Below are 20870 nucleotides of genomic sequence, written 5' to 3' on the forward strand. Positions count from 1 at the left end.
CTAACCTGATGAATTGGCAGCATGTAAAGCGTTTCTGCAGATGTAGAAAAGGCACCGCGATGGGTGCCTTTTCTGGTGTTGCCTGGGCGGGCCTCTTCGCGGGCACGCCCGCTCCCACAGGTTTCTCACAATATTCGAAATTTGTGATGTACCTGTGGGAGCGGGCATGCCCGCGAAGAGGCCGATGCAGCTTTACGCCTGCTTCACTTCACGCATCGGCTTGCCTTTCACCGGCGCATCACCTGCCACATAGTACTTGGCAGTGCTGCGCGGCAGCGGCTTGCGGCCACGGATCTTGTCCGAGATCTTCTCGGCAATCATGATCGTGGTGGCGTTGAGGTTGCCGGTGATGATCAGCGGCATGATCGAGGCATCGACCACACGCAGGCCTTTCATGCCATGCACGCGGCCTTCGCCGTCAACCACTGCCATGTCGTCGGTGCCCATCTTGCACGAGCAGGACGGGTGGAAGGCGGTTTCGGCGTGCTCGCGGATGAACTTGTCCAGCTGCTCGTCGGTTTGCACGTCGGCGCCCGGGCTGATCTCGCGGCCACGGTACGGGTCCAGCGCCGGCTGGGCCATGATCTCGCGGGTCAGGCGGATGCCGTCGCGGAATTCCTGCCAGTCCTGCTCGGTGGACATGTAGTTGAACAGGATGCTCGGGTGCTGGCGCGGGTCTTTCGACTTGGCCTGAATGCGACCACGGGCAGGCGAGCGCATGGAACCCATGTGCGCCTGGAAGCCGTGTTCCTTCACGCCGTTGGAGCCGTTGTAGTTAATGGCCACCGGCAGGAAGTGGTACTGAATGTTCGGCCACTTGAATTCAGGGCGGGTACGGATAAAACCGCCAGCCTCGAACTGGTTGCTGGCGCCGATGCCGGTGCCGTTGAACAGCCACTCGGCACCAATGGCCGGCTGGTTCCACCACAGCAGCGATGGGTACAGCGATACCGGCTGGGTGCAGGCGTACTGCAGGTACAGCTCAAGGTGGTCCTGCAGGTTTTCACCAACACCTGGCAGGTCGTGTACAACCGGGATGTCGAGGCTTTCCAGCAGGTGACGCGGGCCGACGCCGGAGCGCTGCAGCAGCTGCGGCGACGCGATGGCGCCGGAGCTTACGATCACTTCCTTGCGGGCGCGGGCTTCAACACGCTCTTCGCTGTCGCCAACCAGGTAGGTCACGCCAACGGCGCGCTTGCCGTCGAACAGGATACGGTCGCTCAGGGCATGGGTGACGATGGTCAGGTTCGGGCGCTTCTTGGCCTGGTCCAGGTAGCCACGGGCGGTGCTGGAGCGGCGGCCGTTCTTGGTGACCGAACGGTCCATCGGGCCGAAGCCTTCCTGCTGGTAGCCGTTGAGGTCTTCGGTGCGCGGGTAACCAGCCTGCACGCCGGCCTCGACCATGGCGTGGAACAGCGGGTTGTTGCCGGCCTTTGGCGTGGCAACGCTGACCGGGCCTTCACCACCGTGGTAATCGTTCGGGCCGATGTCGCGGGTTTCGGCTTTACGGAAGTACGGCAGGCAATCCAGGTAGGTCCAGTCTTCCAGGCCTGGCATTTCTGCCCAGCCGTCGAAGTCCATGGCGTTGCCGCGGATGTAGCACATGCCGTTGATCAGCGACGAGCCACCCAGGCCCTTGCCGCGGCCACATTCCATGCGGCGGCCGTCCATGTGCGGCTCCGGGTCGGTCTCGTAGGCCCAGTTGTAGCGGCGGCCCTGCAGCGGGAAGGCCAGGGCGGCTGGCATCTGGGTGCGGAAGTCGAAGCGGTAGTCAGGGCCACCGGCTTCCAGCAGCAGGACGGTGACGCCGGCGTCTTCGGTCAGGCGGGTGGCCAGGGTGTTACCGGCCGAACCGGCACCGACGATGATGTAATCGAATTCTTGGGACATGAAAGTACCCTCGTGTTGGCGGTGATCAGGGAGCGGGAACGCCCGTGCACAGCGGCACGGGCGTGGCTAGACAGGGCTTAGAAAACCGAGTTGTAGCCGCCCAGCTCTACCTGGACCGACTTGATGCGAGTGTATTGAGCCAGCGAGCTGACGCCGTTCTCACGGCCGACGCCCGACTGCTTGTAGCCACCGACCGGCATTTCGGCCGGCGATTCACCCCAGGCATTGATCCAGCAGATACCGGCTTCCAGCTTGTGGATGATGCGGTGGGCGCGGGTGATGTCGTTGGTGCACACACCGGCGGCCAGGCCGTACTCGGTGTCGTTGGCACGACGGATCACTTCTTCTTCGGTCTCGTAGGACAGGATGCTCATGACCGGGCCGAAGATTTCTTCCTTGACGATGGTCATGTCGTCGGTGCAGTCGGTGAACACGGTCGGGGCCACGAAGGCGCCCTTGGCGAAGTCACCTTCGGTCAGACGCTCGCCGCCGCACAGTACGCGGGCACCTTCTTCTTTACCCTTGGCGATGTAGCCCAGCACGTTTTCCATGTGGGCGAAGCTGACCAGCGGGCCGAAGTTGGTGTTTTCGTCTTCCGGGTTGCCAACGCGGATGCGGGCAACACGCTCGGCGATCTTGGCTTCGAAAGCAGCTTTCATTTCAGCCGGGATGAACACGCGGGTGCCGTTGGTGCACACCTGGCCCGAGCTGTAGAAGTTGGCCATCATGGCGATGTCGGCGGCCTTGTCCAGGTCGGCGTCGGCGCAGATGATCAGTGGCGACTTGCCGCCCAGTTCCATGGTGACTTCCTTCAGCGAGGAGCTGGAGGCGCTGGCCATGACTTTTTTGCCGGTGGTGGTGCCGCCGGTGAAGGAGACTTTTTCGATGCGCGGGTGCTCGGTCAGCCAGGTGCCGACTTCGCGGCCGCTGCCGGTCAGCACGTTGAACACGCCATTTGGCAGGCCGGCTTCGGTGTAGATCTCGGCCAGTTTCAGGGTGGTCAGCGAGGTGACTTCCGACGGCTTGAAGATCATCGCGTTGCCGGCGGCCAGGGCCGGGGCGGATTTCCACAGGGCGATCTGGATCGGGTAGTTCCAGGCGCCGATACCCACGGTCACGCCCAGCGGCTCGCGGCGGGTGTAGACGAAGGACGATTCGCGCAGCGGGATCTGCTCGCCTTCAATGGCCGGTACCAGGCCTGCATAGTATTCCAGCACGTCGGCGCCGGTGACGATGTCGACGTAGCGGGTTTCGGAGTACGACTTGCCGGTGTCCAGGGTTTCCAGCTGGGCCAGCTCATCGTTGCGCTCGCGCAGGATGTCGACGGCGCGGCGCAGGATGCGCGAACGCTGCATGGCGGTCATCGCAGCCCAGACTTTCTGGCCGCGCTCGGCGCTTTCCACAGCCTTCTCGACGTCGGCCTCGGTAGCACGCTGTACGTGGGCGAGGACTTCGCCAGTGGCCGGGTTGATGGCTTCGAAGGTGGCGTCGCTGCCAGCGTCGACGTAAGCGCCATCAATGTAGAGTTTTTGCGTTCCGAAACGGGCCATAGTGTCCTCGCAAGTGCAGTGTGTGGTTTGGCTTGCGCGTCACGCTCCTGCCGGGTTGGCAAGGGCCGTGCGTGCTGGTTCAGCGGCCTGGTCGTTTGTGCCCAGGGTGTGCTGTTTAGCCAGTTGTAGATCCATGTATTCGTAAGCAATCCGTATCGCCTGGTCGGTGTCGAATGCATCACCCGACAGGGCGCCACGCAGCCACAGGCCGTCGATCAGGGCTGCCAGGCCGCGGGCTGCCTTACGCGCATGATAGAGCGGCAGGGCGCGGCGGAACTGGCAGCACAGGTTGGAATACAAGCGGTGGTCGTTGATCCGCTGCAACCTGTGCAAATCGGGCTGGTGCATGCTGGAAGCCCAGAAGGCCAACCAGGTTTTCATTGCCGGGCCGTTCACCTGGCTGGCATCGAAGTTGCCCTCGATGATCACTTTCAGGTGAGCGCGCGGGCTGTCGTCCGTCAGGGCCTGACGGCGTGCTCTGACGCCTTCGTTGAGCATGCTCATGATGTAACCCATCGTCGCTGCTATCAGGCCGTTCTTGTCCCGAAAGTAGTGACTGATGATGCCGTTCGACACACCGGCCAAACGGGCAATCAGCGCAATGCTGGCGTCCCCCAGACCGACCTGATCGACCGCCTGCAACGTGGCTTCGATCAACTGCTGGCGGCGGATGGGTTGCATACCGACCTTGGGCATCTTGCTATCTCCTCAGGCCTGCGAGCAGACGACGGGCGGCTGACTCGGCGAAGGCCAGTCTATTTTGTTTTGATTGAACGTTCAATCAATAAAGAATAAGCTCTGCGACAATTTGTGCCATTGACAGCTTACAAGGCGGTCGAAATGGCACGGATTGACACCCCAGGAAATCGTGTAACCCCCGGAATACAAGGCGTTGACGGGCATGAGCGATGCGAAATGCAGATTCTGCCGTACGGTCTCTGGCCCTGCGACAGGCCCTTGGAGCGGGCGGGGTGATCTGTGACGAATGCGCGCACCTCTGCGGATGCGTGGGCATTTTCAGCAGGCCACCTGTCTGTTTTTTTGCAACGTATCGATTCGGGATCACGGTTTCCAGGGTGCTTTTATAACACCTGACGCAGTGGGGATATTCCACCAATTGCTCGGGAAACACTGATTAGCCTCCATAGCCGTACTGCCCGGAGCATTCGTGCAATGAGTTCTGCCTCACTTACCAAGCCCCCCGCCGAGAGGGTACGGGTCAACCGCGTGGTGTTCTTCACCTCCGCGCTGATGATCCTTGTTCTGACTGCCTTGCTGATCGCTGTACCCGATACCGCCGGCCAGGTGCTGGGCGTGGCCCAGAAATGGCTGACGCGTACCTTTGGCTGGTACTACATGCTGGTGATCTGCGGTTACCTGCTGTTCGTCGTCTACCTGGCCTTCTCCGATTACGGCAAGCTCAAGCTGGGCGGCAAGGACGACCAGCCTGACTTCAGCTACGGCGCCTGGGCCGGCATGCTGTTCTCTTCCGGTATTGGCATTTCGCTGCTGTACTTCGGCGCTTCCGAGCCGCTGGACCACTACTTCAACCCACCGGAAGGTACCCCGGCCAGCCTCGAAGCGGCGCGCCAGGGCCTGCAACTGACCTTCCTGCACTGGGGCCTGCATGGCTGGGCGATCTACGCCCTGGTCGGCCTGGCCGTGGGTTACTTTGCCTACCGTCACAACCAGCCGCTGGCACTGCGCTCGGCGCTGTACCCGCTGGTGGGTGAGCGTTGGGTCAAGGGTGCTGCCGGCAACGCGGTGGACATCTTCGGCATGTTCGTGACCCTGCTGGGCCTGGTGACCAACCTGGGGATCGGCTCGATGCAGGTGTCCTCGGGCCTTGAATACCTGTTCGGCATGGAGCACAGCCAGACCAACCTGCTGGTGGTGATCCTGGTCATGGCGGGCGTGGCCACCGTGGCGGCGGTGTCGGGCGTGGAAAACGGCATTCGCCGGCTGTCCAACCTGAACATCCTGCTGTTCAGCGGCCTGCTGCTGTTCGTGCTGCTGGCGGGCAACACCCTGCACCTGTTCAACGGCTTTGTGCAGAACGTTGGCGACTACCTCAACGGCATCGTGCTGAAAACCTTCGACCTTTACGTGTACGAAGGCGAAGCCGGCAAGTCCGAGCGCTGGCTGGGCCTGTGGACCGTGTTCTACTGGGCCTGGTGGATCTCCTGGGGGCCGTTCGTCGGCATGTTCATTGCCCGTATCTCCAAGGGCCGTACCGTGCGCCAGCTGGTCAGCGGCGTGCTGTTGATCCCGTTGGGCTTCACCTTGGCCTGGCTGTCGATCTTCGGCAACACCGCACTGGACCTGGTGATCAACCAGGGGGCGGTCGAGCTGGGCAAGACCGCGCTGGAACAGCCGTCAATGTCGATCTACCAGCTGCTGGAATACTTCCCGGCGGCGAAAATCGTGATTGGTGTGGCGGTATTTGTCGGCTTTGTGCTGTTCCTTACCCCGGCCGACTCCGGTGCGGTGATGATGGCCAACCTGTCGTGCAAAGGCGGCAAGGTGGATGAAGACGCCCCGCACTGGATGGTGGTGTTCTGGTCGGTGGTCATCACCCTGGTCACCATCGGCCTGCTGTTCGCCGGTAACTTCGAAGCCATGCAGACCATGGTCGTGCTGGCAGGCCTGCCGTTCTCGGTGGTGCTGGTGCTGTTCATGTTCGGCCTTTACAAGGCCATGAAGCAGGACGTTGCAGTAGAAAGCGAACGCGCCGAGCTGGCCGCCCGTGGCCGTCGCGGTTTCAGCGAGCGCCTGACCCAGCTGGAGCTGCAGCCGACCCAGGCTGTGGTTCAGCGCTTCATGGACAAGCAAGTCAGCCCGGCGCTGAAAGAAGCGGCCGCGCAGTTGCAGACCCTGGGCTTCGAGGTGGAAACCCGCGTTGGCCAGTCGCGCAACATGATGGGCCTGCGGGTGATGATGGACGAGGGTAACCCGTTCGTTTACGAAGTGAGCCTGGACGGCTACATGGCCGCGCCGAGCGAGGCGCCGGTTGAAGGCGAACCGGAAGTGCGTCAGCGCTACTACCGCGCCGAGGTGTACCTGCACGACGGCAGCCAGGAGTATGACCTGATGGGCTTTGCGCCGGAGCAGATCGTGCGTGATGTGCTGGATCAGTTCGAAAGCCATCGCCAGTTGCTGGGGCGTGTGTATAGCTGATTGCTGTTGATGCAAATAAAACCCCGCTCACTGAGCGGGGTTTTTTTATGCCTTGAAGGTTGCGCGGTCGATTGTAGGAGCGGCCTTGTGTCGCGAAAGGGCTGCGAAGCAGCCCCGGCAATGTCTGCATCAATGCTGAAACCTTGGGGCCGCTGCGCGCCCCTTTCGCGACACGAGGCCGCTCCTACAAAGAGCGCGGAGGTGCTGAAATCAGCGATTGGTGTAGCGGCCATTCTTGCCATGCCCAGGCATCGCCTGATTGCTGCGCACGGCAATCATCTGGCTGAGCCTGATCAGTTCGACGCCCTGGGCCTTGAGCTGTGGCAGTGCCCGTTCCAGCACGTCGAGGGTTTGTGGGTAAGGATGCCCGATCAGTACCGCAGACCCTTGCTTGCGCGCCAGGGCGATGCCTTGCTGCAACTGCCCGGTGATCGCCTCGGTGGTGCGCACATCGTCGAGGAACACATCCCGCGAAACGTGGGCCAGGCCGATGCGCTGGGCCTCGGCTGCGGCCACGGTGGCGGCGCTGGTACGGCTGTCGACGAAGAACAGGTGACGTTGCTGCAGTTCACCCATCAACCAGGCCATGGGCTCACGCTGTGCCGTCATGCGGCTACCCATGTGGTTGTTGATGCCGGCGGCGTAGGGCACCTTCGCCAAGGCCGCATCCAGCCGGCGGGCCAGTTCGTCGATGGCGATGCCCGGGTGCCAGGCATAGGGCCCGGTGGCTGGGTCCATGGGCATGTGCAGGATCACGGTCTTGCCGGCCTTGTGGGCCTGGCGGGCGAAGTCGGTGGCATGCGGCGTATCGGGCATGATCGCCATGGTGACCGGGCCGGGCAGGGCCAGGGTGCGGCTGTCGCGCTCCGTGCTCTGGCCCAGGTCGTCGATGATGATGCTCATGTAGGCCTTGCCGGTCGGCGCCGCTTGCGCGACGCCGGCCATCAGGCAGAACAACAGACACAGCAGGTAACGCATCGTGTTGATCATTTGCCCGAGGTGATGTTCAGCCCTTTGAGCAGGCTCAGGGCCTGGCTCAGCTGGAAGTCATCGTCCTGCGGGCGTTCCTTGCGTTTGCTGCTGCCGGTCGGGCGGTCGGCGCCGCCGTTGCCGTTGCCCAGGTGGCCCTGCAGGTCGGCTTCCTTGAAATTGTCGGTGTCGACTTCGGCGGTGAGTTTGGCCGGGCGCACTTCGATATCGGGGACGATGCCCTGGGCCTGGATCGAGCGGCCGTTGGGGGTGAAATACAGCGCAGTGGTCAGCTTCAGGGCGCGGTCGTTGGCCAGCGGCAGCACGGTCTGTACCGAACCTTTGCCGAAGCTGTCGGTACCCATCAGCACCGCGCGTTTCTGGTCTTGCAGGGCGCCGGCGACAATTTCCGAGGCCGACGCGCTGCCGCCGTTGATCAGCACGACCAATGGCACGCCGTCGCTGGCGTCGGCCGGGTCGGCGGAGAAGCGCAGTTCGGAGTTGGCGATGCGGCCCTTGGTGTAGACGATCAGGCCCTTGGTCAGGAAGTGGTCGGCCACTTCCACCGCCGACTGCAGCACGCCGCCCGGGTTGTTGCGCAGGTCCAGCACTACCCGCGCAACTTCTTGCCGTTGTCCTTGCGCAGCTTGGCCAGCGCCTTGCCCACTTCGTCACCGGTCTTGACCTGGAACTGGGTGATGCGGATGTAGCCGTAGTCGTTCTCCAGCAGCTGGCTCTTCACGCTCTTGACCTGGATGACGGCGCGGGCCAGTGTCACGTCGAACGGGTTGCCGCCGTCGCGCACCAGGGTCAGGGTGATCTTCTCGCCGATCTTGCCGCGCATCTTGTCGACCGCTTCGGTCATGGTCTGGCCACGGGTCGGGGCGCCGTTGATCTTGACGATCAGGTCGCCCGCCTGCACGCCGGCACGCGAAGCCGGGGTGTCGTCGATTGGCGAGACGACCTTGATGAAGCCGTCTTCCTGGCCCACCTCGATGCCCAGCCCGCCGAACTCGCCGCTGGTGCTTTCCTGCAGCTCCTGGAAGTCCTCGGGGCCGAGGTAGGCGGAGTGCGGGTCGAGGTTGCTGAGCATGCCCTTGATGGCGTTTTCCAGCAGGGTCTTGTCATCCACCGGTTCGACGTAGGCAGCCTTGATGCGGTCCATCACCTCGGCGAAGGTGCGCAGCTCTTCCAGCGGCAGCGGCGCCTTGGCGGTCACCTCGGTGGCTGGCACTGCGGCGGCCTTGGCCGGCTCTGCGGCGGTGGCCAGGGGCGCGCCGACCGCCAGGGCGATGGACAGGGCCAGCTGGGTGAGACGAGGCGAGTGCAGCATGTCGAACGAACTCCTGATCCTGTAAGCGCTCCCTGGGGAGCATCGGCGCAGCACTCAGTCTACGCCGTATAAATTTGACTAGCCCCTGCACCACTGCGAAGGGTCGGTAGGCCGGCCCTGCTGGCGAATGGCGAAGTACAACCCTGCCGCATCCTGGCCACCGCTGTCGCCAACGGTGGAAATGGCTTCACCGGCCTTGACGATATCGCCGGCGCTCTTGAGCAGGCTCTGGTTGTGGCCGTACAGGCTCAGGTAACCGTTGCCATGGTCGAGAATGACCAGAAGCCCGGCGCCGCGCAACCAGTCGGCGAACACCACGCGCCCGCCGTGCACCGCACGTACCTGGGTGCCCGGGTTGGCGCTGATCATCACACCATCCCACTTGGCACGGGCGTCGCTGCCGCGGGCATCACCGAAGCGTGCCAGCAATCGACCGTTCACTGGCCATGGAAGTTTTCCCCGCGCCGAAGAAAATGCGCCGCCGTAGCTTGCGCCGTCGGTGGAAACCATCGGGCCGAGGGTGGTGCGGGCCTTTTTCGGTGGTTCCACGGGTTCCTTTGCCTGTTCGCGGGCAGCGGCGGCGGCCAGGGCTTCCTGCTGGCGGCGTTTTTCCGCTTCCTGCTGGGCCAGCAAGGCTTTCTTGCGCGCTTCTTCAGCTTCGCGGGCCTGCCGGGCCAGGGTTTCCTCAATGGTCTTGAGGACTTTGGACAGGTCGGCCTGGTCCTGCTCGCGGGCCTGCAACTTCTGGTCGCGGTCTTTCATGTCGCCGTTGAGCTTGGCCAGCACCTGCTGGCGCTTGCCGCGCTCAGCTTCCAGCGCCTGGCGGCGGCTGTCGAGGTCGGCGCGCTGGGCCAGCAGCTGTTGCTGCTGGCCGGCTATTTCCTGCTCGACGTTGGCCAGCTGGCGCAAGGTCTCGTTGAAGGTGCGCAATTGCTCCAGGCGCGCCTTGCTCAGGTAATCGTAGTAGGTGAGGGTGCGGGCGAACTTCTCGGGGTTCTGCTGGTTGAGCAGCAGTTTGAGGTATTCCTCGCGGCCGTTGTTCTGGTAGGCCGAACGGGCCTGAATGGCGATCAGCCGCTGTTGTTCAATGCGGGCGCTCTGGAGTTTTTTTTTCTCGGTATCAAGGCGCTCCAGATCGCCCTCGGTCTTTTTTAGTTCTTGCTGCAGAGCCTCCACCTGCTTTTCGAGGTTGCCGATGTCGGTCTCGGTGGCTTTGAGGTCCTTTTGCACACCGGCCTTTTCTTCCTGAAGCTTGCCCAGCGTCTTCTTGAGCTCGGCAATATCCTGGCGGGTGGCGTCCAGTTGCTGCTGGGTCTGCACACGCTCATCGGCGAAGGCCGGGCTGAGCAGGCAAGACAGGGCGAGTAGGATCAGGGCGCGAAGCATGGGGTTTGGCGTACCAAGGATGGAGACTGGCCTAGTATGCCCGCCCGGGCAGGCAAAAAAAACGCCTCGCTGCGGGTGCAGGGGGGCGTTGGTCTGGAATTCATGTGCAATCGGGGCCGCTTCGCGGCCCTTCGCGGGCATGCCCGCTCCCACAAAAGCAGCGAGTGCAGCCGGTTTTGTGGGAGCGGGCGTGCCCGCGAAGGGGCGCCAAGCGGCCCCGATACACCGAATCAGGCGTCGACCAGGATCGACGTACCGGTCATTTCCACCGGCTTTTCCAGCCCCAGCAGCTTCAGCATGGTCGGCGCCACGTCGGCCAGCACACCACCATCGCGTACCTTGACGTTGCGCTTGCCCACATAAATGAACGGCACCGGCTCGGTGGTGTGCGCGGTGTGCGCCTGGCCGGTACATTCGTCTTCCATCTGCTCGACGTTGCCGTGGTCGGCGGTGATCAGCGCTTCGCCGTCTACCTTCTCCAGCGCTTCGACAATGCGCCCTACGCAGGTATCCAGCGCTTCGACCGCCTTGACCGCCGCCTCGAACACGCCTGTGTGGCCAACCATGTCGCCGTTGGCGTAGTTGACCACGATCACGTCGTAACGCTGCTGTTCGATAGCTTCGACAATGCGATCGGTCACTTGCGGTGCGTTCATTTCCGGCTGCAGGTCGTAGGTGGCGACCTTCGGCGACGGGATCAGGATGCGTTCTTCGCCTTCGAACGGCTCTTCACGCCCGCCCGAGAAGAAGAAGGTAACGTGGGCGTACTTCTCGGTCTCGGCGATGCGCAGCTGGGTCTTGCCGTTCTTGGCCAGGTACTCGCCCAGCACATTGTTCAGGCTGGAAGGTGCAAAGGCCGCCGGGGCCGGGATCTTGGCCGAGTACTGGGTCAGGCCGATATAGGCCGCCAGTTTTGGCAGGCGGGCACGCGGGAACTCGTTGAAATCGGTTTCGACGAACGCACGCGACAGCTCGCGAGCGCGGTCGGCGCGGAAGTTCATGAAGATCACGGCATCGCCGTCTTCAACCTTGACCGCTTCCCCAATGCGCGTGGCCTTGACGAACTCGTCGCTCTCGTCACGGGCGTAGGCCGCTTCCAGGCCGGCCTGGGCGGTGTCGGCGGTGTACTCCGCGGCGCTATCGACGATCAGGTTGTAGGCGGCGCTGACGCGGTCCCAGCGGTTGTCGCGGTCCATGGCAAAGTAGCGGCCGATCAGGGTGGCGATGCGGCCCTTGCCCAACTTGGCGAAAGTGCCGTCGAGCAGTTCGATGGACGACTGCGCGCTGCGTGGCGGGGTGTCGCGGCCGTCGAGGAAGGCGTGCAGGTAGATTTTTTCTGCGCCGCGCTGCGCAGCCAGTTCGGCCATGGCCACCAGGTGGTCCTGGTGGCTGTGCACGCCACCATCAGACAGCAGGCCGAGGATGTGCACGGCCTTGCCGGCACTGGTTGCCTGGTCCACGGCGCCGGTGAGCACCGGGTTTTCGAAAAACTCGCCATCGCGGATCGCTTTGGTGACGCGGGTGAAGTCCTGGTAGACGACGCGGCCGGCCCCCAGGTTCATGTGACCGACTTCGGAGTTGCCCATCTGCCCGTCCGGCAGGCCGACATCCATGCCCGAGCCGGAAATGAGGCCATGCGGCCGGGTGGCGCGCAGGCGATCATAGACCGGTGTGTTGGCGGCAAAGATGGCGTTGTGTTCGGGGATATCGCTGTGGCCGAAGCCATCCAGGATGATCAGGACCAGGGGTTTGGGCGTACTCGTCATCAATCAAACTCACGGTTGTTCAAAGATGATAAAGACACGCATTTTAGGGCAAATACGCCAGCTGCGGCGAATAATCGTCCTGTTCCCTGACCAGCGCGGCCAATGCGGCAACATGAAGGTACCTTTGCGGCCGGCCCGTCGGGCTTTGGTGGTACTGGGGGGCTGTGTATACTGGCCGGCATTTTCAATCGCCTGGAACACCGCTGATGGTTGCTCACCTGATTCAATTCGCGACAGATCACTACATCCTAGTTGCGATCTTCGTTGTTCTGCTGGTCCTGCTGCTGCTCAATGAAATCCGCCGTGGCGGCCAGAGCCTGAGCAATGGCCAACTGACCGCCCTGGTCAACGCCGACAAGGGCCTGGTCATCGACATCCGTACTGCCAAGGAATACGCCGCCGGCCACATCGTCGGTGCCATCAACATCCCGCAGGACAAGCTGGCCGCCCGCATGAGCGAGCTGGACAAGCACAAAGAGAAGACCCTGATCGTCGTCGACGCAATGGGCCAGCAGTCCGGCACCCACTGCCGCGAACTGCTCAAGGCTGGCTACACCGCCGCCAAACTGAGCGGTGGCGTTTCCAGTTGGAAAGCCGATAACCTGCCCCTGGTGAAGTGATATGAAGCCCGTCATCGTCTATTCCAGCGACTACTGCCCCTACTGCATGCGCGCCAAGTACCTGCTCGAGAGCAAGGGCGTGGCTTTCGAGGAAATCAAGGTCGACGGCAAGCCGCAGGTTCGCGCCGAGATGAGCCAGAAGGCCGGCCGTACGTCGGTGCCGCAGATCTGGATCGGCAGCACCCATGTCGGTGGATGCGATGACCTCTATGCCCTGGAGCGCGCCGGCAAGCTCGACGCGCTGCTGGCGGCCTGATTTGCACTGCATTCAAAAACATTAGGATAAGGACCTGCCATGACTGACCAACAGACCAACGGCGCTGCTGCAGAAGACAACAGCCCTCAGTTCTCCCTGCAGCGCATCTATGTGCGCGACCTGTCGTTCGAGGCCCCGAAAAGCCCGCAGATCTTCCGCCAGACCTGGGAGCCGAGCGTAGCCCTGGACCTGAACACCAAGCAGAAAGCCCTGGAAGGTGACTTCCACGAAGTGGTGCTGACCCTGTCGGTAACCGTCAAGAACGGTGACGAAGTGGCTTTCATCGCTGAAGTGCAGCAGGCCGGTATCTTCCTGATCGCCAACCTGGACGCGGCTTCGATGAGCCACACCCTGGGTGCGTTCTGCCCGAACATCCTGTTCCCGTACGCCCGTGAGACCCTGGACAGCCTGGTGACCCGCGGTTCGTTCCCGGCCCTGATGCTGTCGCCGGTCAACTTCGACGCCCTGTATGCGCAAGAAATGCAGCGCATGCAGGAAGCGGGCGAAGTGCCGACTGTGCAGTAATCACTGCCGGTATCAAAAAAGCGCCTCTCGGGGCGCTTTTTTGTTGCCTGTTCCGGCCTCTTCGCGGGGCAAGCCCGCTTGTATGGTTAGACTTGAAGGGGTGGTGGGACTAAATGCCCGATTCTGACTGTTCACAGCAGTACAGACCGTGGGAGACATCGCCCCACCCCTTCCACCAAAGCGCCGATAAAGAATGCATCGTTTGCAAACGACGATAGAAGCAAGCCAGCGCCTCTTGGTGAAACCCCTTCAAGCCAAAAAACCATAACGTGAGGAGGCTCCCGTGGCAATGCAGGCTGGCAAATTGATCGTGGGTGCGGATGTCGCGAAAGCAGAGTTAGTGATTCATCACGATGATCGCGATGAGATCATCAAGGTGAAAAATACCAAACCGGAAATCAAGAAATGGCTGAAGCAACAGCCTCTCAACACGGCAATTGCTGTTGAGGCAACCAATGTTTACCACCTGGACTTGGTTGAGCTGGCCCATAGCCTGGGTTTCGAGGTCTATGTCATTGATGGGTTCCAACTGAGCAACTACCGCAAAAGCGTGGGTGTGCGGGTAAAAACGGACCCCTCTGATGCTCGGTTGTTATCCCGATTTTTGAAAAACGAGGGGGAAGACCTCCGCCCTTGGACTCCCCCTCCCGCCGTCTACGGCAAGCTTCAGAGCCTTCTGCGACGCCGAGCGGCCTTGGTGACTGCCCGCACGGCGATGACTCAGAGCTGGGCTAATGAAGCCCTCTTGAAAGCCGCCTTCCAAACCTTTGTAAAATCGATAGACCGGCTGGATTTGTTGATCCAAAAGAAAATTAAAGAAGTGCTGCGCGAAGCAGGGCTGCACGAGCAAGTTGCTCACTGCCAAGCAGTAGAGGGCATTGGGTTTCTCACCGCCACTGCCTTGGTAATGGCCTTTATGCGAGGCGAGTTCAAGAGCAGTGATTCGTACATTGCATTCCTGGGAATGGATCTACGAGTGATTGATTCTGGGCAGAAGAATGGACGTCGCCGCCTGACCAAGCGGGGCTGCTCAGAAATTCGTCGCCTGCTGCATAACGCAGCGATGTCAGCCAGCCGGACGGCCACTTGGAAAGGGATCTACGAACAACATCGCAATGCGGGTAAAGCAACAACCCAGGCGTTGGTAATCCTGGCCAGAAAGCTTGCACGAGTGGCATTCGCCCTGATGAAGAATCAGGACGAATATGTCACCAAAGGTGGGAAACCGGCTTGCTGAAAACCATAGAATCTCCCACAGTGAACTGTGTACGCCAAACCCTTGTGGGAGCGGGCTTGCCCCGCGAAGAGGTCGCCCCTGCCAATGCATCAGCTACCGGCAAACCCGTTCTGCCGCCAGGCCTCATACACTGTCACCGCCACGGTATTGGACAGGTTCAGGCTACGGCACCCCGGCCGCATTGGCAGGCGCAGCCGTTGTTCGGCCGGCAGGCTGTCCAGCACCTCGGCCGGCAACCCGCGGCTTTCTGGCCCGAACAGGAAGGCGTCGCCCGGCTGATAGGCCACTTCGTGGAACGGGTGCGAGCCCTTGGTGGTAAAGGCGAACAGCCGTGGATTACCCAGGCTTGCCAGGCATCCGGCCAGGCTCTCGTGGCGCTTGAGCGTGGCATACTCATGGTAATCCAGCCCCGCGCGACGCAGGCGCTTGTCATCCAGTTCGAAGCTGATGGGTTCGATCAGGTGCAGGTCGCAGCCGCTGTTGGCGCACAGGCGAATGATGTTGCCGGTATTGGGCGGAATTTCTGGTTGAAAAAGGATGACGTGAAACATGCACGGCTCCAAGCGTGAAGATGACGGGCATTCTACCCCTGAACCGGACGTGCGTTCGAAAGCCTTCCCACGGGTAATGCTGTCATTGGCGATTGTCGGTCTGATGGTAGGCCTGATGATCGGCCGGCTGACAGCACCCGACGAGCGTGAGCTGCAGCAGGTGGAGGTGGTACAAGATGGCCTGACGCTGTGGTTCAACGAAGAACCCAAGCTGCATGGCGAGAATGTGGAAGGCACGGTTGCGCTACTGTTCCAGGCCCAGGGCAAAGCCCAGCAAGGGCAATTGAGCCTGCAGGGCAAACCGGTCAGTTGGCGGGTGCAGAAGAGTGATAAGGGGTTGTTGCTGACGGTGGTTGCCGCGCGTCCCCTGCACGGCGAGTGGGCCGGTGCAGAGGACGATGGGCGTTGGCGGGTGCAGGTAAAACTGCACGAATAAAAGAGGGGATATCCCGGCCTGCCTGTACCAGGGTCCCCAAAAGGGGTTACTGCGTATAAAGGGGGGATGTCCCGGCCTGCCTGTACCGAGGTCCCCAAAACGGGCGGTGTTGCGAATAAAAGAGGGGTTCACCCGGCCTGCCTGTACCAGGGCCCCCGAAACTGGGTATGTATAAGCTATTGCAGGGGGCGTGCCAGTTTTGCAAAGCCCGTGAATGTTGGGCTTTGAGGGGGATTTGGCCGGGTTTTGAGGGGATTTGTGCCTTCCAGAGGTGCATCGGGCACAGGATCGGTGCATCGGGGCTGAAATAGCTGGGGCCGCTTTGCGGCCCATCGCGACACAAGGCCGCTCCTACAGGGGTTCGCGTTCTCCTGTAGGAGCGGCCTTGCGTCGCGATGGGCTGCGCAGCAGCCCCATGGATCTTACGGGTTACCCTGGAGCTCAGTGGTCGTCACCTTCCTCGTCATCCCCACCCGCCACATTCATCCCCAGTTCCTTGATCTTGCGCGTCAGGGTGTTACGCCCCCAACCCAGCAACAGCGCCGCATCCCGGCGCCGTCCGGCGGTGTGCTTGAGCGCCGTCTCGATCATGATCCGTTCAAAACTCGGCACCGCGCTGTCCAGCAGGTTCGACTGCCCGCGTGCCAGCGCCTGGTCGGCCCACTGGCGCAGGGCCTGCTCCCAGTTGGTGACCGGTGCGGCATCCTGTGGCAGGTTCAGCAGCTCGGGCGGCAGGTCGCCGATCAGCACCTCGCGGCTGGAGGCCATCACGGTGATCCAGCGGCAGGTGTTTTCCATCTGCCGCACGTTGCCCGGCCATGGCAGGTTGCGGATGAACTCTTCGGTTTCCGGCTTGAGGATCTTCGGCTCGACTGCCAGCTCTTGCGCGGCGCGGGCGAGGAAGTGGCGGGCGAGGGCAGGGATATCCTCGCGGCGGTCAGCCAGCCGCGGAATGTGGATGCGGATCACGTTCAGGCGGTGGAACAAGTCCTCGCGGAACTTGCCCGCCTGCACCAGCGACTCCAGGTTCTGGTGGGTCGCAGCAATGATGCGCACGTCGACCTTGACCGGCACATGGCCACCAACGCGGTAGAACTCGCCATCGGCCAGGACCCGCAGCAGGCGGGTCTGGGTGTCGGCGGGCATGTCACCGATTTCGTCGAGGAACAAGGTGCCGCCATCGGCCTGTTCGAAGCGGCCCCGGCGCAGGTTGGCAGCACCGGTGAAAGCCCCTTTCTCATGGCCGAACAGCTCAGACTCCATCAGGTCCTTGGGGATGGCCGCCATGTTCAGGGCAATGAACGGCGACGCCGCACGCGGGCTATGACGGTGCAGGGCGTGGGCGACCAGCTCTTTACCGGTACCGGACTCGCCGTTGATCAGTACGGTGATGTTGGAATGGCTGAGGCGGCCGATGGCGCGGAACACCTCCTGCATGGCCGGGGCTTCACCAATGATCTCCGGGGTGCGTGCCAGGTTCTGTGGCACATCCAGGCCTTGCTGCTCCTGGGCGTGCTGGTTGGCGCGCTTTACCAGCGAGACGGCTTCGTCCACATCGAACGGCTTGGGCAGGTACTCGAAGGCACCGCCCTGGTACGACGCCACGGCGCTGTCGAGGTCGGAATGGGCGGTCATGATGATGACCGGCAGGCGCGGGTGGTGTTCGCGGATCTGTGCCAGCAGGTCGAGGCCACTGGCGCCCGGCATGCGGATATCGGAAATGATCACGTCCGGCTGCTGGCGTGCCAGGCGGCCCATCACGCCATCTGCGCTGTCGAAGCTCTGGGTGGTCATGCCTTCTTGTTGCAGGGCTTTTTCCAGGACCCAGCGGATGGAGCGATCATCGTCGACGATCCATACGGTTTCACTTCGGCTCATGAGGCGGTGGCTCCTTGTTCCAGGGGCAGGTAGATCGAGAAGGCGGTGTGGCCTGCGTGGCTTTCGCACTCGATCAGGCCCTGGTGCTGGCTGATGATGTTCTGGGTAATGGCCAGGCCAAGCCCGGTACCGTCCGGGCGGCCGCTGACCATGGGATAGAAGAGGGTGTCTTGCAGTTCCGGCGGAATACCCGGGCCGTTATCGATGATCTCCACCCGCGCGACCAGGCGATGGCGAACATGGCCGATGGTGAACTGGCGCAAGGCGCGGCTGCGCAGGGTGATGCGGCCCAGGCGCAGCTCGTTCTGCGAACTGATCGCCTGCATGGCGTTACGCACGATGTTGAGCATGGCCTGGATCATCTGCTCGCGGTCGATCAGCACGTCCGGCAGGCTTGGGTCGTAATCGCGCACCAAAGTGATGCAACCCTGGCTTTCGGCGTCGACCAGGCTGCAGACCCGCTCCAGCACTTCGTGAATGTTGGTCATGGCCAGCGATGGCAGCTTGTTCGAACCGAGCATGCGGTCGACCAGGTTACGCAGGCGGTCGGCCTCTTCGATGATCACGTTGGTGTAATCGCGCAGGCCTTCTTCGGGTAACTCGCGGGCCAGCAGCTGGGCCGCGCCGCGAATGCCGCCGAGGGGGTTCTTGATTTCGTGGGCCAGGCCGCGCACCAGCATCTTGGTGGTTTCCTGTTTGCTCAGCTGGGCCTCTTCCTTGGTGATGCGCAGCAGCCGGTCGCGTGGGTGCACCTCCAGCAACAGCAGGGTCTGGCCCTGGTTCAAGATGGGCGTTACCGCGTAGTCGACGGTGATGGTCTGCCCGGTCAGCGAGGTGAGCTGCGCTTCGCGCTTGGTGAACGGGTGCGCCTGCTCCACCGCCTGGCGCAACGAGCTGAGCGCTTCGGTCGATTCGGTAAACAGCTCGCTGATGAACTGCCCATGGCTACGTTGACCACTGACGGCCAGTAGCATTTCCGCGGCCGGGTTCATGTACTCCAGGCGCAGCTCGGCGTTGAGCAGCAACGTGGCGGTGGTCAGGTTGTCCAGAAGCAGACGGTGCTGCGCATCGCTGATGGTCATAAGGCGTCGTTGACCTCTTTTGGCGCTTGCCTGGCACTTCTTTGGCCAGGGCCGGGCTCGGGGTGCATCTGCTGATGCCAGTCTCTCCACAGAAAAATGCAAGAAACAAACCAAAGCTCCGAAAAGAAGCGGGATTTGCCGATAAAGGCCTGGATCTGCGCAAATTCGGATCAGAAAGTCTTGATGAAACGTTTAATGTGAACCAGATTGGGGAGCAAATCGGGGCACTGCACTCAATCTTGCACCAAGATAGAGCATAGCGTGGGTGGCGAGGGTTCTGCGTGGGGCGCAAACGAAAACGGCCTCCCGGGGGAGGCCGTCTTGATCATTTCACCGGCGCGAGGCGCCGATCAGATCAGCAGCTGTAGTACAGCTCGTATTCCAGCGGGTGCACGAAGGTGCGGACCTTGATCTCTTCTTCGCTCTTCAGCTCGATGAAGGCATCGATGAAGTCGTCGGAGAACACGCCGCCCTTGGTCAGGAACGCACGGCCTTTGTCCAGCTCTTCCAGGGCTTCTTTCAGGCTGCCGCATACTTGCGGAATGTCCTTGGCCTCTTCTGGTGGCAGGTCGTACAGGTTCTTGTCGGCAGCGTCGCCTGGGTGGATCTTGTTCTGGATGCCGTCCAGGCCAGCCATCAGCAGGGCCGCGAAGGCCAGGTACGGGTTGGCCGATGGGTCCGGGAAGCGTGCTTCAATACGGCGGGCTTTCGGGCTGCCGACGTAAGGAATACGGATCGAGGCGGAACGGTTGCGAGCCGAGTAGGCCAGCATTACCGGGGCTTCGAAGCCTGGGACCAGACGCTTGTAGGAGTTGGTCGACGGGTTGGTGAAGCCGTTCAGGGCCTTACCGTGCTTGATGATACCGCCGATGAAGTACAGGGCAGTGTCGGACAGGCCGGCATAGCCTTCACCCGAGAAGGTGTTCTTGCCGTCTTTCCAGATCGACATGTGCACGTGCATGCCCGAGCCGTTGTCGCCGTACAGTGGCTTCGGCATGAAGGTGGCGGTACGGCCGTAAGCGTCGGCAACGTTGTGCACGACGTATTTCAGGGCCTGTACTTCGTCAGCCTTTTTCACCAAGGTGTTGAACTTGACGCCGATTTCGTTCTGGCCGGCAGTCGCCACTTCGTGGTGGTGAACTTCAACGGTCTGGCCCATTTCTTCCAGCGCGTTGCACATGGCAGTACGGATTTCGTGGTCGTGGTCAAACGGCGGAACCGGGAAGTAGCCGCCTTTCACGCCTGGACGGTGGCCTTTGTTGCCGCCTTCCACGTCAGCGCCGGTCATCCACGAGCCTTGCTCGGAGAAGATCTTGAACATCGAACCGGAGATGTCCGAGTGGAACTTCACTTCGTCGAAGATGAAGAACTCTGGCTCCGGGCCTGCGAATACGGTGTCACCGATGCCGGTGCTCTTCAGGTACTCTTCGGCGCGTTTGGCGATCGCACGTGGGTCGCGATCGTAGCCCTGCATGCTCGACGGGTCGACGATGTCGCAGGTGATGATCAGGGTAGGTTCTTCGGTGAACGGGTCCAGCACGGCGGTATCGTCAACCGGCATCAGGATCATGTCGGAAGCTTCGATGCCTTTCCAGCCAGCGATGGAGGAGCCGTCGAACATCTTGCCCACTTCGAAGAAGTCTTCGTCCAGCGCATCACGCGACGGCATGGTCACGTGGTGTTGAATGCCTTTGGTGTCCGTGAAACGCAGATCAATCCACTTGACGTCATGATCTTTGATGAGTTGAACCGACTTCGACATGTTGTCCTCCGGATGGTCTAGAGCGCGGTGGGCCGCTGCCCTGGAAAAAGGGTGTTGCCGGGCGCGGATAGTCGGCCAAGCTTACCTGCCTCACAAGGGAGCAAATTGCATGCCAGTGCCCGAAAATGGCGAGGGTGGGATAAAAGCAGGCGTTTGCGGGCATTTGGCGGCGGGTCGAGGGCGAAAAACGCACCCTTAAGATGCGGTTTCTGAGTGTTGCGCACTATTATGGTGCGCGGCGTGAATCGTGTGCCTTCTTCGAGGGCCTCTTCGCGGGTAAACCCGCTCCCACCGGGACCGCACGGATTTGGAAGACTGTGCAAACCCCTGTAGGAGCGGGTTTACCCGCGAAAGGGCCGGAACAGGCGCCACAAAACCCCAGCCTTGCATTTATCTCAAAGCTTCTGATCAAAAGTTGGTCAAATCCTGAGCAGTTTCCGCTATAATTCGCG

General features: G+C 61.8%; 16 protein-coding genes and 1 pseudogene. 6 read left to right on the top strand and 11 right to left on the bottom strand.

All coding sequences use genetic code 11. The features are described from left to right. Positions 1–192: 192 nt before the first annotated feature. From betA to betI, 3 genes are all read right to left on the bottom strand, one after another. Complete coding sequence (gene betA / locus N805_RS24005) at positions 193–1890, bottom strand: choline dehydrogenase (RefSeq protein WP_028614102.1); 1698 nt, start codon at positions 1888–1890, stop codon at positions 193–195. Positions 1891–1967: 77 nt separating this feature from the next. After that, on the bottom strand, positions 1968–3440 hold the full coding sequence (gene betB, locus N805_RS24010; protein ID WP_016502024.1) for a betaine-aldehyde dehydrogenase: 1473 nt from the start codon (positions 3438–3440) through the stop codon (positions 1968–1970). A 39-nt stretch (positions 3441–3479) separates the two neighbouring features. Next, positions 3480–4136 carry a transcriptional regulator BetI gene (gene betI / locus N805_RS24015; protein WP_019473137.1) on the bottom strand — a complete coding sequence of 219 codons (657 nt, stop codon included), beginning with the start codon at positions 4134–4136 and terminating at the stop codon, positions 3480–3482. Between the two features lie 534 nt (positions 4137–4670). Here betI and N805_RS24020 point away from each other — a divergent pair. Then, positions 4671–6617 (top strand): BCCT family transporter, encoded by a 1947-nt coding sequence (locus tag N805_RS24020; RefSeq protein ID WP_229609090.1) that lies wholly within the window; start codon positions 4671–4673, stop codon positions 6615–6617. Between the two features lie 210 nt (positions 6618–6827). Here the strand turns inward: N805_RS24020 and N805_RS24025 are convergent, their stop codons facing one another. The 4 genes and pseudogenes from N805_RS24025 to gpmI form a co-directional block, all read right to left on the bottom strand. After that, positions 6828–7595, bottom strand: coding sequence for a divergent polysaccharide deacetylase family protein (locus N805_RS24025; RefSeq protein ID WP_026034640.1), 768 nt, complete (start codon positions 7593–7595; stop codon positions 6828–6830). An 8-nt stretch (positions 7596–7603) separates the two neighbouring features. Continuing rightward, a pseudogene (locus N805_RS24030) lies at positions 7604–8919 on the bottom strand (S41 family peptidase). Positions 8920–8997: 78 nt separating this feature from the next. Continuing rightward, positions 8998–10305: a murein hydrolase activator EnvC family protein gene (locus N805_RS24035; RefSeq protein ID WP_019473134.1), complete on the bottom strand. Its 1308-nt coding sequence runs from the start codon at positions 10303–10305 to the stop codon at positions 8998–9000. 230 nt (positions 10306–10535) lie between these two features. Next, the gene (gene gpmI / locus N805_RS24040; protein WP_019473133.1) at positions 10536–12071 is read right to left on the bottom strand and encodes a 2,3-bisphosphoglycerate-independent phosphoglycerate mutase; all 1536 of its coding nucleotides are present in this window, start codon (positions 12069–12071) and stop codon (positions 10536–10538) included. A 206-nt stretch (positions 12072–12277) separates the two neighbouring features. Between gpmI and N805_RS24045 the strand changes: the two genes are divergently transcribed. The 4 genes from N805_RS24045 to N805_RS24060 all read left to right on the top strand — a co-directional run bounded on the left by N805_RS24045 (position 12278) and on the right by N805_RS24060 (position 14709). Beyond that, positions 12278–12691 carry a rhodanese-like domain-containing protein gene (locus N805_RS24045; RefSeq protein ID WP_016502017.1) on the top strand — a complete coding sequence of 138 codons (414 nt, stop codon included), beginning with the start codon at positions 12278–12280 and terminating at the stop codon, positions 12689–12691. 1 nt (position 12692) lies between these two features. Beyond that, positions 12693–12947, top strand: a complete 255-nt coding sequence (gene grxC / locus N805_RS24050) for a glutaredoxin 3 (protein ID WP_003249204.1) — start codon at positions 12693–12695, stop codon at positions 12945–12947. 39 nt (positions 12948–12986) lie between these two features. Further along, positions 12987–13472, top strand: coding sequence for a protein-export chaperone SecB (secB, locus tag N805_RS24055; RefSeq protein ID WP_016489596.1), 486 nt, complete (start codon positions 12987–12989; stop codon positions 13470–13472). 283 nt (positions 13473–13755) lie between these two features. After that, positions 13756–14709 carry an IS110 family transposase gene (locus N805_RS24060; protein WP_028614103.1) on the top strand — a complete coding sequence of 318 codons (954 nt, stop codon included), beginning with the start codon at positions 13756–13758 and terminating at the stop codon, positions 14707–14709. Between the two features lie 89 nt (positions 14710–14798). Here N805_RS24060 and trmL read toward each other — a convergent pair whose 3' ends face one another. Then, positions 14799–15260, bottom strand: coding sequence for a tRNA (uridine(34)/cytosine(34)/5-carboxymethylaminomethyluridine(34)-2'-O)-methyltransferase TrmL (gene trmL / locus N805_RS24065; protein ID WP_019470640.1), 462 nt, complete (start codon positions 15258–15260; stop codon positions 14799–14801). On the opposite strand from trmL, the gene N805_RS24070 reads away from it, so the two are divergent. Beyond that, on the top strand, positions 15259–15696 hold the full coding sequence (locus tag N805_RS24070; protein ID WP_019470639.1) for a hypothetical protein: 438 nt from the start codon (positions 15259–15261) through the stop codon (positions 15694–15696). The genes trmL and N805_RS24070 overlap by 2 nt on opposite strands. 441 nt (positions 15697–16137) lie before the next feature. Here the strand turns inward: N805_RS24070 and ntrC are convergent, their stop codons facing one another. The 3 genes from ntrC to glnA form a co-directional block, all read right to left on the bottom strand. Continuing rightward, on the bottom strand, positions 16138–17574 hold the full coding sequence (gene ntrC, locus N805_RS24075) for a nitrogen regulation protein NR(I) (RefSeq protein ID WP_019470638.1): 1437 nt from the start codon (positions 17572–17574) through the stop codon (positions 16138–16140). Beyond that, on the bottom strand, positions 17571–18656 hold the full coding sequence (gene glnL / locus N805_RS24080) for a nitrogen regulation protein NR(II) (protein ID WP_019470637.1): 1086 nt from the start codon (positions 18654–18656) through the stop codon (positions 17571–17573). Before glnL ends, ntrC begins: the two co-directional genes overlap by 4 nt. A 355-nt stretch (positions 18657–19011) precedes the next feature. After that, entirely contained in the window at positions 19012–20418 is a 1407-nt protein-coding gene (gene glnA, locus N805_RS24085; protein ID WP_016489592.1) for a type I glutamate--ammonia ligase, read from the bottom strand. Positions 20419–20870: the final 452 nt, after the last annotated feature.

This window comes from Pseudomonas putida S13.1.2, assembly GCF_000498395.2.
In the GTDB taxonomy this organism is placed as follows: domain Bacteria; phylum Pseudomonadota; class Gammaproteobacteria; order Pseudomonadales; family Pseudomonadaceae; genus Aquipseudomonas; species Aquipseudomonas putida_Q.